The following is a 13,102-nucleotide window of genomic DNA, read 5'->3' as shown; positions in this document are numbered from 1 at the left end:
GATCGCTGACCCGGGACCGGGGAAGCGAGATGGGCAGCCACGGCGCCTCCGCCATCGCCCCCCGACGTCCCGGTCCACTTCTGCTCCCCGGCCGGCCCCTGGCAACGAGGCTCGAACGGAAACACCAGCGGCCTCCTCTGCCAGTACTTCCCCACGAGGGCGCCTCGGCCTTCCGGGTGGATCAGCACGCGGTGTCAGATGCGGTGCCTCGCACGGCGAAGAGGCGTCCGCGTACGTACGGGGGCAGCCCGGGCGAGGCCGCCAGGAGAGTACGCGGAGGTTCCGGCAACGCGGTGAGGTGTGCCGTAGCTGTCGTCGCGGACCCGTCGGGAAGAGCGGGACAGCCCTGAGGAACCTCAAGGAACAGGCGGGCCGTTCCAAATTCCTGCGATCAGGAGCAGAATCGGGACTCCGATGGAATGAATGACCCCATCTTGTTCACCGCATCGATACGCGACGTCGCATCGAGCTTCCTGAAGATGTTTCTCATGTGCCGTTTCACAGTCCCTTCCGTGATGGAGAGGTTTCGCCCTATCTGGCGGTTGCTCATGGCCTTGGCCACGCATTGGAGCACTTCGATCTCCCGCAGCGTCAGTTCGCTCTGGCAGGCATGAGAGACCGTCTCTTCCTTCGCCCCTACGGCCGTATGCACAGGGAGGGGCCTGCTGAGCAGCATACGCATACCGGGTGAAGTCGCCTGGTTACCCCTCCGCAACTCCAGAACTTCGCCCTGGACCTCCTCCCGGTTTACGGATGAGTAGCCGTCGGACGTATCCCCTGCGTTTTTCTGATGCATCCTGGCTTCGTGCATGAGCGCTTGACGCATGGGCCGGGGAACGGATTCCGCAACGACCTGCCGGAGCAGAGAGCTGGTGAACACCAGAGCCCCCTCCCCGTCCATCAGCATTCCCGCTTCGAGCGCCTCGTCCAGCAGTGGCATCAGCGTGGCGGTCGGCTTACCGAGGAACGCCGCAAGCGCAGAAAGCTGAGCGGGGCTGAGTACCGTGTTCAGCACTGCCGCAACGCGCAGTGCGTGCCGGCTCCCCTCCGACAGATGCGACAGGTGCCCCCGGACGGCTACCTTCACCCTTTCCGGCAATTGAGGGGATCGCAGCCGCGCGACACCGTCGACCACTTCGACGCCCCCCTCCTCGACCAGCCCCCTGACCAGCTCTGTCACCAGAAGCGGATTCCCACTCGCAGTCTCCACGAGGCGGGCCAGTTCCGAAGACGGCTGCCCCTTGGACAGTTCGGCGCACAGCTCGATCGAGTGCCGCCGCGAAAGTCTTCCCAGTTGCATCCTGGTGACTCCCACAAGGGGACCCGGGTCCATACGGTTCAGGAGATCGCTCACGCGCCCGGGGCGCACCGCGAGAGCCCAGAGAACTCCCCTCCCGGTCGCCCGGCAAAGAGTGTCACGCAGCCTGGCAATCATGAGGGTGTCGGCGGATTCGACTCCGTCCGCGACGATCAGTTTCGGAAGGTCCGACGGAAACAGGATGTCCTCGGACGGTGCCGCCGGCCCGGAAATTCCCGTTGCCCTCTCGACGGAGAACCCCCGGTCGCCGGCCAATCTCATCAACTCCGCCAGGAGTACCGTCTTTCCCGTTCCCGCCTGGCCCTCGATCACCAGGAGCCGGTTGCGGCCCTCCACGACCGAGTCAAGTACGGACGCCAAGCCTTGGCGGTCGGATTCTCTGCCGAGCACCCGACGTTCCCTCTCCAGCAACTTCATGAGAACAACCTCCGCAATTTCACTCTCAGCAACATGAGTAATCTTCAGGGCTGCACTAGGTAGTTGACCGATCGATTTCGGCGCCTGTTGTGGGGCTCCGGCCCAGGCATAGGTTCGAGAGCGACCGGCGTGGCCAGGCAACGCTTCACTTCCGAGAAGAATCAGTCCTCGCCCGGAGCGCGACAGCCGGGGCCCCTTTGCCACCTGAGGACGTCTCGTCCCGCCCTCTTGGCCGCTGCGTATGTTCGCGCACGGAAGTACTCGCGGGCAAGCGATCATCGGCATTTGGTCAACTCGCCCCGGTGGCCCCGCATCCGCGGTCGGCGCACACACCGCCGTGCCGCCGGACGCCCGCGGGGCGCCGGCCTGTGGCGCTCCGGTCGGCACCGCGACCGAACCGCCACCCCGCCCCCGCAGAGACTCCGCCCGACACGCCTTCCGGACAGACAGCAGCTGACTACCAATCATGGCCATGACAGAAAAAGCGACATGCATCACAGTTTCCGGCCGCCGCCGGCGGCCCTCGCGCGAGCCCCACCCGCGCACCCCTCCCCTCCTCGCCGCCGAATTCCCTGGTCAGCCCCACCCGGCCCCAGGATCGGGCCCGGGGCGCCGCAGGCGACGACCCGCCCGCCCGGCCCACGCCCGCCAGGGGCCGCCCCCTCCCCGACCTGCGGACCTTTCTCGAAAAAGGAAAAATATTGCTATGTTTATTAAGCCGCCAACGTCGTCGGCTACCGTGCGGTTCGAGGAGGGGCCAATCATGAGCACGTCAGCCGAAGCCGTCTTCGCCCCACAGTCGCCGTCAGAGCGCGTGGACCTCGACAGTCTCTCCGCGTACAGCGAGCGGATCTTCGGGATGCTGCCGCGCAGGGACCAACGCAGGTGGGCGACCGTCTATCTCCGATGCCTCCTGGCCACGCCTGGGCACAAGTCGCGGCGGCGCATGGCCGGCAGGCTGGCCCTGCCGTCGAGCGCCTCCCAGTCCCTGCAGCAGTTCATCACCTCCAGTCCCTGGGACTGGAGGTCGCCCCGTCGGCAGATCGCCCACCTGGCAGCCGGCTTGATGCCCGACGCCGTCTGGACGACCGGAGTGGTACTGCTGCCCAGGGGAGGCACCCAGTCCGTGGGGCTGCAGCAGCACCTGGTGCCCGAGAGCGGTCGGCACATCAACTGCCAGGTCGGCATCGCCCTCTTCCTCACGGACAGCCGTAGGAGCATTCCGGTCGACTGGAAGCTGATGCTGAACGACAGCTGGTGTGGCGACCCCGAGCGCCGCAGTCGTGCGAAGATCCCGCGCGAGGTGACCCCTCGCCCCGCATGGGCACTCACGCTGGAGATGATGGCTGAGTCCGCGAGGGGCCAGGGGGCCGGGTCCGCTCCTCTCCTCCACGGACTCGGTCCCAGCCGCCACCCTGACCAGCTGGCCTCACAACTCAGCCGTGCGGGACGGGACTTCGTGATCGGGGTGGCGCCTCATCAGCCGTTCGACGTCACTCGCGAAGGCAGCCACGACTCCGCCCGTACGACACTGCGCACAAGCACCGCCGCCGGCATCCTGCAGGACCGTTTCCGGGAGGAGCCGGCCGCACACGGCGGGGGCAGACGTCTGCGCTCCGCCCTGGTTCGCTTCCCCTCCCCCGGAACCGGCCGGGCAGCGGCCCGGCCGGTGCACAGGCTCGTCGCGGAGATTCCGGCCGTCCGGCAGCGACCGTGCCGGTTCTGGGTGACCTCGCTCCGCGACGCGCCGCCCCCTGCCATCCACGCTCTCGCTCAACGCTCCGCGTTGACGGATGCCACCGTTCAGTGCCTCCGGGACAACCTCGGGTTCCTGGATTTCGAGGGACGTTCCTTCCCCGGCTGGCACCACCACATGACGCTGGCCTCCGCCGCGTACCTCTACCGCTGCCTGGGACAGGCACCGCAGCCCTGACCAGTCCTCAAAGCCGCAGCCCCGCAGACCCGCTCGGTAACGAACCGGCTGATGACGGGAACACCATGGATCTTCACCTCACGTACAGGAGGGCCGTCGTCACGGGCGCCGGCAGAGGCATCGGGGTGGCCGTGGTGCGCACACTCGCCGGTGAGGGGGTCCATGCCGTGGGCGCCGCCCGCGCGGTCACACCGGCCCTTGAGGAGGCGGGAGCGTTCGCGGTGGCGACGGACCTGAGCAGGCCCGAGGGCGCCACCACCCTCATGGACAGCGCCCCCCGGCAGCTCGGCGGCATGGATCTGCTGGTGGACAACGTCGGGGGAGATGACGGCATGCGTCCGGCCGGTTTTCTGGACACCGAGGACATCGAGTGGGAACACGCCCTCAACACCAACCTGTTGACCGCCGTCGGTGCCGGCCGGGCCGCACTGCCCAGCATGATGAAGAACCGCGGTGCGGTGACCAGCATCTCCTCCATCGCCTCCCGGACGCCCGCCGCGAGCCCTGTGGCCTGCAGTGCGGCCAAGGCGGCGCTGACCTCGCCGGGCAAATCCCTGGCGGAAGGGTCCGGGCCCCGCGGCGTGCGGGCCGATACCGTCTCCCCCAAGTCGTACGTACCTCGGTGTGGGAGGCGTCGGAAGGCTTCGGCGGCGAGTTCGCTGCCGCGGCCGGCACCGAACTCGCAAACCGTCTGGAGCGGATGCCGGAAACCCTTGGCCTCACCACCGGCCGTCTCATGGAAGCCGAGGAGGTCGCCGCCCTGGTCGGCTTCCTCCTGTCCGAGGCGGCCGGCCACATCACGGGCGCAGACTTCGTCATCGACGGCGGCACGATGAAGACCTCCTGACGAGGCCGTCGTCACCGTCCGGTGCGAGCGGCCCGTCGCCCGTCCTCGCCGTGTGACGGACGTGGAATCGTCGTCGCAGTCACCAACAAGCCGTCGCGTGCCATCCAACGCCCTGTCAGCCGGCTCGGCCGTGGAACGCAGCGCCCCTTCCGGCGGGCAAAGACACGCGCGGTGAACTCTCCGTCGGGAGACTCCTTTGTGCCGATGCTGATGTCCCCCAGCCCCAGCCGCTCCCCGGTGAAGGAGAACCACGCCTTGAACAGGCTCTCCTTGGCGGAGAAGACCAATCGCGCCCAACTCACCTCGGGGTGGCTGGCTTCCAGGTCCGAAATCCAGGTCCTCTCCTCGACGGTGGTGATGAGGGAGATCATTTCGCGATGCCGCAACGGACCGTTCACCTCGGCGTCGATCCCGATCGCCGCCACCTCGTCCGAGCGGGCGACGGCGGCGGCATGGTAGCCGGGACAGTGCGTCATGCTGCCGACCACCCCGGCCGGCCAGACGGGCTCGCCGCCAGGACCCCGCAGGATCGGCCCGGCGCTGATGCCCAGTTCACGCAGCCCCTGACGCGCGCAGCCCCGCACAGCGGCGAACTTGAGTCTCCGCTCGCGCGACATGGAGGAGGAAACGATCTCCTCCTCGGGGAAAAGCGTCGGGCCTGCCGCGTCCTGAAGATCGTCGACGCCCACGACAGGCCGATCAAGCATTTCCTCAATCATTTTCCCTCACCCACGGTACGGCCACGTTGTTCATGATTTCCTCCCGTCACGATGCGGGCGGCCCACCCGCTCCTTCGACCACCAGGCAGGACCAGGTGAAACCCGCCCCCGCGCTGAAAATCAGGGCCATCTCTCCGGGAGCAAGGAGTGCACCCTCCATGAGTTCGGCCATATTCGCGATGGCGTCACCCGCACCGAGGTGCCCGGTGCCCTGACCAAAATTCTCGATCTTCACCTGTACGCATGCCGAAATCACCGGGACCCAGTTCTCGCCCAGTAGCTTCGTGCCGAACCGGGGCAGCAAGGCGTACTGCAGGCGCGAGTCGTCCGGTCGTACCCCGGCGTCACGCAGCGCCGTGGAGATCACCGCCCTTATGGAGCGCTCGTTGATCGCGGCGAAATCCAGGTCCCGCTGATCATGCAGGTAGGCACGCTTGGTAGTCCTCATGTCGACCTTTTCGCGGCGCTCGCGGGGCGTCGCCGCGAAGGGGTCCGCCCCTCGGTGCATGCGCTCCAGTTCCGGTGCCGCGATCGTGGCGGCCGAACGCAGCACCAACGGGTCCCCCGGGCCGGCCGGGCTGTGCAACAGCACCGCGGTCGAACCGTCGCCGTAGGCCACCCCGTAATCGCTTGTCCAGCGATCGAATCCGGGCTCCACGAAGCGGTCGGCGGTGGTGACCATCCCCCGCCTCGACGGGCCGCCGGACGCGTCGGGCCTGGCAAGGTAGGCCGCCATCAGTTCGATGGCGACGGCGCCGCCGTTGCACACCTGCTGAATACCGAAGGGCAGTGCCCGTCGGGCGCCGACCTCGTGGGCGATGTAATGGGGCGGCGACCACAGATCATGCCCTTGGTAGTACATCCAGGCATGGCAGAGCGCGTCCAGCCGGCCGGCGCCGGTGCCGGCCAGAGCGAGCGCGTCCCGGGCGGCCGACACCGCCATCTCCGGCGCCGCGGCGTGCACGGCGACAGGCAGCGCTTCGTGCCCCAAGGCGCGGGCGTCACGGATGCGCAGCCTGCCTTCGCTCACGGCTGTGGCTGCCCGGGACCGCCCCTCGGGGAGCCACAACGCGGCAGATGAAATTCCTATCGACCCGACGGGTTTCATACCTGCACCTATTCTCCCGAGCTGATAGAAAAACCGGCTTCGCCCATCCTGTACCGCACAGATAGAAGCTGGATAAAAGTACGGCGGAAGAGGGAAGGATGCACCCTCTTCGCTCATTGGTGATACCACTCATGCTCTGTGCGATACATAGGCCGTATCACTTTGGTGATGCAGGTATTGAACCTGCAGGTCAGGTCTGGTGGCCTACTACCAGCTGATCGGGGGACCCTTGAGGCGAACCTCGGCCCGTGATGGCCGTCAGTGCGCAAGAGATTCAATCCGACAGAAGGACGAAGACAATGAGCGAGAACACTCTTCCCGGCGATCTGCGCGAAACGGTCCGGCAGATCGTGGCGGATGTCCTTGAGGTGGACACCGATGAACTTCAGGACGACAAGAGCTTCGCGGACGACTTCGATGCAGATTCGCTCCTCGTGATCGAGATGTACTCCCGATTCGAGCGGGACCTCCGCATCAAGGTGCCGCAGGAAGACGTCGTCGAGCTGGACACCATGACTGCGGTGTACGAGGTCATCGGTCGTCACCGTACGGCAGGAGTCGTCAGTGCCTGATCTGGGCGGGCGGCGTGTAGTCGTCACCGGCATCGGCGCCGTGAGCAGCCTGGGCATGGGAGCCCGGAACTTCATCGCCGCGATCCGGGCCGGCCGAAGCGGAATCGGCCCGATCGGACAATTCGACGCCACTGGGTTCGAGCACGTGCTCGCCGGTGAGGTCCGCGGCTTCAGTCCTTCCACGTATCTGCACCGGATCTCACCCGAGGAGTGGGGGCGCAGCAGCCAATTCGCCGCCGCGGCGGCCCGGATGGCGGTCGATGACGCGGGGCTCGGTTCCCCGAAGCTGTCCTCCCTGCGTACCGCGAGCTGCTTCGGTACGACCAACGGCGAGTCCCAGCTCCTGGAGGACCTGGGAGAACAGTGGGTCTTCCGGGGACCGGAGCACCTTGACCCGAGGCTTGTCCACCAGATCGACGCAGGACGGATATCCGCGGCGGTCAACGTCGAACTGGGTCTCACGGGCGAGGCGCTCACGCTGGGCACTGCCTGCGCGGCAGGCAACTACTCCGTGGGGTACGCCTACGACCTGATCAGCAGCGGCGAGGTGGATGTGGCACTGTGCGGGGGAGCCGATGCCTCCAACCGCGCCACGCACGCCGGATTCCACCGGCTCGGCGCACTCGCGGCGGACGTACCCAGGCCGTTCGACGAACACCGCGACGGGATCGTCACCGCCGAAGGGGGAGCAGCGCTCTTGTTGGAGCCGCTGGAATCAGCTCTCGAGCGTGATGCGCGCGTCTACGCGGAGGTGCTCGGCTACGCGATGTCGTGCGACGCACAGCACATGACGAATCCGCATGCCCCTTCCATCGCCGCGTGCATCAAGCGGGCCCACCGCAATTCCGGGATCAAACCGGCGGACGTGGGCTACATCTGCGCCCACGGCACGGGAACGGAAGCGAACGACGCCACCGAGATCGCCGCGGTGCGAGAGGCGTTCGACGGCAGGGTGCCTCCCATCAGCTCGATCAAATCAGTTCTGGGGCACACCATGGGCGCGGCTGCCGCCTTCGGCGCCGTGGTGTCCTGTGCCGCCCTCCACGAAGGGTTCCTGCCCGCCAGTTCCACCCTGCGTACCGTGGACCCCGAGCTGGGGCCGGATGTCGATTGCGTGCCGAGGGTGTCACGCGAGGAGCGTCTGCGTGTCGTGGAGAACCACGGGTTCGCCTTCGGAGGGAACAACGCCGTCACGATCTTCGGAGACATAGCCGCATGAGCACATTGCCCACGCAGGACAGACCTGTTGTGCCGGAGACGGGAGGGACTCGGTTCTCCTCGCTGCCGGTGTCGCCGGTGGACGTGGTCCGATGCACGGTCTTCAGCGCGGCCGGGCAGGGCCTGGACGCGATGGCGGACGCGTTGTTCCGTGGCTCGGTCACGGGACGGGAGCCGGACGGGGGGGTCACGCCGGGCGAGTATCCCCCGAGGCTGGACCTGCTCGCCCTGCCCGATTTCGTACCGGCCGACACCTTGGGCCGCAAGGGACTGAACCGGCTGACGAGGACTGACCAGCTGGCTTCGGTGGCGTGCGCCGTCGCCCTGCGCGAACTGCCGCGGCAAGCGGCGGCGGTCGAGCCGGACGAGACGGGCATCGTCCTGGGTACTTCGGTGGGCAGTACGCGCAGGGTGGGCGAGTTCATCAGGGACACCTTCGCGGAAGAGCGTCCTTACTTCGTCAACCCCTCCCACTTCCCCGGTGTGCTGATGAACTCGGCTGCCGGGCGGGCCGCCATTCACCTCGGCCTCACCGGCCTGAACTCCACCGTCTCGGGCGGCCCGCTCGCGGGCCTCCACGCGCTGCGTTTCGCTCGCAACGCCCTGCTGGCCGGTCATGCCCGGCGCCTGCTCACCGGCGCCTTCGAGGAGCTCTCTCCCCAGCGTGCCTGGGCATGGCATCGTTCCCAGGGGCTGGCCGCAGGGGTCCCGCTCGGTGAGGGCGGGGCGGTACTGGTCCTCGAACCTTCCGGGGGCAGGGAAGGTGGGCCCCGCCCCCTCGCCCGTCTGCTCGCCTGCGAGGTGGGGTTCGCCGATCCCAAGAGCGGTCTGCCCTCCGTCTCCCGGCGGCTGGCGAACTGCATACGGACGGCGCTGGTGCGCAGTGGCGTCGCGCCCGAGGATGTGGCGGTGGCGGTGCCGGGGGCAGCCGGGCGCGGCGGTTGGGCCATGGTGGAAGAACTCGCCCTGCGAGAGGTCTTCCCCCGGGGCGGAACGTCGGGGCCGGTCGAGCGCCTCACGATCCAGCCGGTCCTCGGAGAGACGGACAGTGCGAACGGCGCACTCCAGCTGGCCGCGACACTGGCGCGGTGGCAGGACGGCCGGAACGCCACGGAACACGAGCGTGCTGCGGTGATCACGTCCATCAGCCCCGACGGCAGCGTGGGCTGCGCGGTGGTACTTCAGCCTCCCCTGGACAGGGAGTAGCCGGGTCCACCGGAGGCCGGCCACGACCCGGCGCCGGCTGTACGAGCGCCCGGCCGCCGAGCTGACGCGTTCGGACGGCCGGCTTCCGCGGACGGCTGTGGATACGGGAGCGACCACCCACAGGAACATAACAATATTTTTTTGTTTCTTCGGACACCACTTCAGGGCGGGGCGAGTCTCACGAGTGCAGAGACCGCTGATCAGGTAAGGGACATGGCGAAGCAGGAAAGAGCCAGTCGGACACGCCGCGCCTTGTTGGAGGCGGCCGCCAAGGAGTTCGACCGCCACGGGTACGCCGGTTCGTCACTCGCCCAGATAGCCCGCTCCGCGGACATCTCGCTGGGGGCGCTGACCTTCCACTTCCCGTCGAAGCGGGCGCTGGCCGAGTCCGTCAGGGAGAGGGGAAACGAGGCGACCCTGGCGCTCGTCGACCGCCTGAACGGACACGAGGGGTCACCGGTGCAGTACGTGTCCCGCCTGACGCTCGCCCTGGCCGCCCTGCTGGAGGAGGACGCCGCGGTGCGCGCCGCCGCGCGGCTGGCCCGGGAAGAATCCTGTACCCGGCACGAATGGCACGCCCTGTGGGCACCGGTGCTGTGCGAGCGGCTGCGACGGGCACTGCCGAGCGATGTGCCGCCAGGGACGGATATGGCGGCGATCGCCGACATGGCGGTCCATCTCGTCTCCGGAATAGAGGCGACCCTGCGTCACCTTCCCTGCCCCGGCGAGCCGGACGACCGCGTCGGGCGTCTCGCGCGTATCTGGCAGCAGGCGCTGCCCGATATCGCGCTGTCGCTGAACAGCGGCGACGCCCGTCCGCTCGGCGTCGCCGATGCGGCGGGCGCCGTCCTCCACGGGGGTGCCCACGGGCGATCCCGGCCCAGAGCAGATCAGCGCTCCGTCCGGGGAACGAAGGCCGGAATGACCGCCCGCCGGGCCGGGCGTCGCCGCCCACCGCGTGCGGACCCGCCGTACGCGCTCGCTCCCCCTGCGGCGGCGGCCGGCTGCCTCACACGGCGCTGCACCCGCCGTCCACCGCCATCCCGGCTCCCGTGACAAAGCTCGCCTGGTCGCTGCAGAGCCAGACCGCCGCCTGGGCGACCTCCATCGGATCGGCGAGACGACGCTGAACGGCCCGGGCCACCGATGCCTTTTCCAGCTCCGGCACCAGTTCCATGGCCGATTCCATCAGCTCCGTACGTGTGCTGCCCACCATCAGCGCGTTCACCCGGATCCCCCGTTCCCCGTACTCGGCGGCGGCGGCCTTCGTCAGGCCGAGCACCGCGTGCTTGGCCGCCACGTAGGGGGCGATGGCACCGGTGGCGAAGGAGCCGGCGGTGCTGCACGTGTTGACGATCGCGCCGTGTCCTTGCCGCAGCATCACAGGGATCTGGTGTTTGAGGCAGTTCCACACCCCCTGCACGTTCACGTCCATGATCTGGCGGAACACCGCATCGTCCGTCTCGTGCAGCGGTGTGCCGATGGAGCCCCAGCCGGCGTTGTTGAAAGCCGCGTCAAGCCTGCCGAACTCCTCGACGGTCCTGCTGACCGCCCGTCGGACGTCCTCCGGCGCCGTCACGTCCCCCACCGCCACCAAAGCGCGTCCGCCCTCGGTCCCGATCTCATCGGCGAGCGAGCGCAGTTCCTTCTCGCGGCGCGCCATGAGCGTGACCGTCGCTCCGCGGGCGGCGAACAGCCGCGCTGCCGCTGCCCCGATCCCACTGGAAGCCCCGGTGATCATGACGGTCTTGCCACGCAGTATGTCCCCAGCCGCGTCCACGGCGTCTCTCCCAGTCATCCGTTACTCGTTCGTGTGCGGACCGGTCCATGGCCTTGCCACCGCGGCGGTTCGCTCGGCGGTCCTACGCCCACGCGAGGCGTGGTCGGCGGCCCGATGCCGGAACGTGGCGGCCTCGCGCTCCAGCGGAATCGCCAGAGCACCTCCCCTGTCGCCGGCCTCATCGTCTCCGCCCGGACGGCGGGCGGCCCGCCCGGGCATCGCTCCGGTCACCGCGGCGCTCGGGCCCGCTGCTTCATGAGACCGTGCCTCGCTCCTTGCCGAACTGCACCTTCTTGGCCGCGGCGGGATAGGCGATCGCGGGGATGAGGCACTGCCAGATCTCTTCGACCCGGGCGGGCAGATCGCTGCGGGAGGTCTCCAGCTGGGCATGCATCTGCGCACCGGTACAGGCATTGACGACGAGGCGGGCATAGGCATCGGTGTCCACCGCGGCCCTCACCTCGCGCCGTGTCTGCGCCTCCCGCAAGTCCTGTCGCATGATGACCACCCACTGCTGGTGCGAGTTCTCCCTCTTGTCGGTCACGAACTGCTCCTGGTCCATGACCAGACGGGCGCCGGCCCGCAGCACCGGGTCGTCGCGCAACCGGTACGCCCAGGTCAGCGTGATGTCGACGGCGTGCTGAAGTCCCTCCGACCGCTGGGGCGTGACCACGAGGTCCGGCTGGGTGGAGACGATCTCACGAGCGAGCTCCTCCTTGGACCTGAAGTGGAAGTACATCGCTCCCAGCGTCAGCCCGGCCTGCTCGGCGATCCTTGAGACGCTGGCCCCCGCGAAACCCGACTCCGCGAACACCTTCGCGGCCGCGCGGATCAGAGCAGCGCGTGTCCGCTCGGCCCGCTCCTGCTTCAACGCTCGCGCCGCCATGCGCATCTCCCCAACTGATCAACGTATAAAAAAAATATTATTGCTATCTTACGGCAACAGCAGAGGTGTACGACTGTCACGGGGATGTCCGACTGTCCTTGTCACGACTCAGCCCAGCCGCCGCCCGACCCAGGGGGGAAACACCTCATGCCGCTCACCAGCACCCACGGGGCCGCTACCGGAAGATTGGTTCGCAAGTCCGTCCAGGAGGAGACACTGGTCACCAGCTGGCGTCCGGCCACTGCCAGGTCTCAACTGGTCACTGCACGCTGGCCCCTGCGGCACAGCTTCTACGTCGAGGATCGCAGGTACAGTTCCCTGCTGCTGACGGAGAGCCTGCGTCAGGCGCTCGCGCTACTGACGTATACCGTCCACGATATACCCCTCTCCCACCGACTGGGGTGGGAGCAGATACGGTCGACGGTCGACCCGGAGGCGCTGCGCACGGCTTCGGGCCCTGCCGAAGTGGAGTTGCTCGTCACGCACAAGCAGGTCAAGCGGCGCCGTCTGGGTTCGGTGCACCTGACGTCCCAGGTGGAGGCCACGCTTGCGGGCGTGCCCATCGGTACTGCCGAACTGCGGTACAGCGCCCACCCCCCGGCCCTCTACGACCGCCTGCGCGGCTCCCGGTACTCGGACGCCGAGAGCGCCTTCGCGCAGGCGCTCCCCCTCACTCCTGCGGTGCCCGCCTCCGAGGTCGGCCGCAGTGACACCGACAACGTCGTGCTGTCACCCACCTCGAGCGCACACACCTGGCAATTGCGCGTCGACACCTCGCACCGCGTGCTCTTCGACCACGCGCACGACCACATCCCCGGCATGGTGCTGCTGGAAGCCGTCGACCAAGCGGCGCGGGCAAGGGCGAGGCCGCAGGCGGTCGTGCCTGTCGCCTTCGACACGACGTTCTTCCGGTACGTCGAGTTCGACCAGCCCCTCCTGATCACGGCCGAGCCCCTCGTACCGGAGGGCGGGGACCGCATGTCGGTGATGGTCGACGCCCATCAGAACGAAGTCCTCGCCCTCCGCAGCACCGTGACCGTCCAACCCCTGTCACGGGGCTGACGGCACGGGGGGCCCGCGACGGACGGGCCTTGTCCG

At 68.2% G+C, this 13,102-nt stretch carries 11 protein-coding genes and 3 pseudogenes; 8 read left to right on the top strand and 6 right to left on the bottom strand.

Annotated features, from left to right (window positions below):
- Nucleotides 1-391: 391 nt before the first annotated feature.
- A pseudogene (locus CP967_RS34915) lies at nt 392-595 on the bottom strand (helix-turn-helix domain-containing protein); the annotation flags it as partial.
- Between the two features lie 810 nt (nt 596-1,405).
- Nucleotides 1,406-1,735: pseudogene (locus CP967_RS35305) on the bottom strand (ATP-binding protein); the annotation flags it as partial.
- Between the two features lie 763 nt (nt 1,736-2,498).
- On the opposite strand from CP967_RS35305, the gene CP967_RS30525 reads away from it, so the two are divergent.
- From CP967_RS30525 to CP967_RS35295, 3 genes and pseudogenes are all read left to right on the top strand, one after another.
- Nucleotides 2,499-3,668 carry an IS701 family transposase gene (locus CP967_RS30525; protein WP_167535461.1) on the top strand — a complete coding sequence of 390 codons (1,170 nt, stop codon included), beginning with the start codon at nt 2,499-2,501 and terminating at the stop codon, nt 3,666-3,668.
- 65 nt (nt 3,669-3,733) lie between these two features.
- Nucleotides 3,734-4,216 (top strand): annotated as a pseudogene (locus CP967_RS35300) (SDR family NAD(P)-dependent oxidoreductase); the annotation flags it as partial.
- A gap of 74 nt (nt 4,217-4,290) precedes the next feature.
- Entirely contained in the window at nt 4,291-4,515 is a 225-nt protein-coding gene (locus tag CP967_RS35295; protein WP_308436112.1) for an SDR family oxidoreductase, read from the top strand.
- 11 nt (nt 4,516-4,526) lie between these two features.
- On the opposite strand, the gene CP967_RS30515 is transcribed toward CP967_RS35295, so the two are convergent.
- A complete protein-coding gene (locus CP967_RS30515) occupies nt 4,527-5,234 on the bottom strand; it encodes a 4'-phosphopantetheinyl transferase family protein (RefSeq protein WP_150491062.1) in 708 nt (235 codons plus the stop codon).
- 46 nt (nt 5,235-5,280) lie between these two features.
- Nucleotides 5,281-6,264 carry a ketoacyl-ACP synthase III family protein gene (locus tag CP967_RS30510; protein ID WP_208838884.1) on the bottom strand — a complete coding sequence of 328 codons (984 nt, stop codon included), beginning with the start codon at nt 6,262-6,264 and terminating at the stop codon, nt 5,281-5,283.
- Nucleotides 6,265-6,641: 377 nt separating this feature from the next.
- On the opposite strand from CP967_RS30510, the gene CP967_RS30505 reads away from it, so the two are divergent.
- From CP967_RS30505 to CP967_RS30490, 4 genes are all read left to right on the top strand, one after another.
- Nucleotides 6,642-6,914 (top strand): acyl carrier protein, encoded by a 273-nt coding sequence (locus tag CP967_RS30505; RefSeq protein WP_150491060.1) that lies wholly within the window; start codon nt 6,642-6,644, stop codon nt 6,912-6,914.
- Nucleotides 6,907-8,133, top strand: a complete 1,227-nt coding sequence (locus CP967_RS30500; protein ID WP_150491059.1) for a beta-ketoacyl-[acyl-carrier-protein] synthase family protein — start codon at nt 6,907-6,909, stop codon at nt 8,131-8,133. The genes CP967_RS30505 and CP967_RS30500 overlap by 8 nt, the downstream gene beginning before the upstream one ends.
- Nucleotides 8,130-9,338 carry a beta-ketoacyl synthase N-terminal-like domain-containing protein gene (locus tag CP967_RS30495; protein WP_150491058.1) on the top strand — a complete coding sequence of 403 codons (1,209 nt, stop codon included), beginning with the start codon at nt 8,130-8,132 and terminating at the stop codon, nt 9,336-9,338. Before CP967_RS30500 ends, CP967_RS30495 begins: the two co-directional genes overlap by 4 nt.
- A 213-nt stretch (nt 9,339-9,551) precedes the next feature.
- A complete protein-coding gene (locus CP967_RS30490) occupies nt 9,552-10,394 on the top strand; it encodes a TetR/AcrR family transcriptional regulator (protein WP_150491057.1) in 843 nt (280 codons plus the stop codon).
- Here CP967_RS30490 and CP967_RS30485 read toward each other — a convergent pair.
- Both CP967_RS30485 and CP967_RS30480 read right to left on the bottom strand, forming a co-directional pair.
- Nucleotides 10,348-11,079: an SDR family NAD(P)-dependent oxidoreductase gene (locus CP967_RS30485; RefSeq protein ID WP_229888297.1), complete on the bottom strand. Its 732-nt coding sequence runs from the start codon at nt 11,077-11,079 to the stop codon at nt 10,348-10,350. The genes CP967_RS30490 and CP967_RS30485 overlap by 47 nt on opposite strands.
- 292 nt (nt 11,080-11,371) lie before the next feature.
- Nucleotides 11,372-12,004 carry a ScbR family autoregulator-binding transcription factor gene (locus CP967_RS30480; RefSeq protein ID WP_150491055.1) on the bottom strand — a complete coding sequence of 211 codons (633 nt, stop codon included), beginning with the start codon at nt 12,002-12,004 and terminating at the stop codon, nt 11,372-11,374.
- A gap of 147 nt (nt 12,005-12,151) precedes the next feature.
- Here CP967_RS30480 and CP967_RS30475 point away from each other — a divergent pair, with 147 nt between their 5' ends.
- Entirely contained in the window at nt 12,152-13,066 is a 915-nt protein-coding gene (locus CP967_RS30475) for a ScbA/BarX family gamma-butyrolactone biosynthesis protein (RefSeq protein ID WP_150491054.1), read from the top strand.
- Nucleotides 13,067-13,102: the final 36 nt, after the last annotated feature.

This window comes from Streptomyces nitrosporeus (assembly GCF_008704555.1).
Taxonomy (GTDB): domain Bacteria; phylum Actinomycetota; class Actinomycetes; order Streptomycetales; family Streptomycetaceae; genus Streptomyces; species Streptomyces nitrosporeus.
Note: the sequence above shows the minus strand (reverse complement) of the source record. Positions and strands in the feature narration are given on the sequence as shown.

What these genes read in the sequence shown, in the direction of transcription:
- CP967_RS30485 (WP_229888297.1), bottom strand. Translation starts at nt 11,079, where the DNA reads ATGATCACCGGGGCTTCCAGTGGGATCGGGGCAGCGGCAGCGCGGCTG.
- CP967_RS30490 (WP_150491057.1), top strand. Translation starts at nt 9,552, where the DNA reads ATGGCGAAGCAGGAAAGAGCCAGTCGGACACGCCGCGCCTTGTTGGAG.
- CP967_RS30480 (WP_150491055.1), bottom strand. Translation starts at nt 12,004, where the DNA reads ATGGCGGCGCGAGCGTTGAAGCAGGAGCGGGCCGAGCGGACACGCGCT.
- CP967_RS30475 (WP_150491054.1), top strand. Translation starts at nt 12,152, where the DNA reads ATGCCGCTCACCAGCACCCACGGGGCCGCTACCGGAAGATTGGTTCGC.
- CP967_RS30505 (WP_150491060.1), top strand. Translation starts at nt 6,642, where the DNA reads ATGAGCGAGAACACTCTTCCCGGCGATCTGCGCGAAACGGTCCGGCAG.
- CP967_RS30525 (WP_167535461.1), top strand. Translation starts at nt 2,499, where the DNA reads ATGAGCACGTCAGCCGAAGCCGTCTTCGCCCCACAGTCGCCGTCAGAG.
- CP967_RS30495 (WP_150491058.1), top strand. Translation starts at nt 8,130, where the DNA reads ATGAGCACATTGCCCACGCAGGACAGACCTGTTGTGCCGGAGACGGGA.
- CP967_RS30515 (WP_150491062.1), bottom strand. Translation starts at nt 5,234, where the DNA reads ATGATTGAGGAAATGCTTGATCGGCCTGTCGTGGGCGTCGACGATCTT.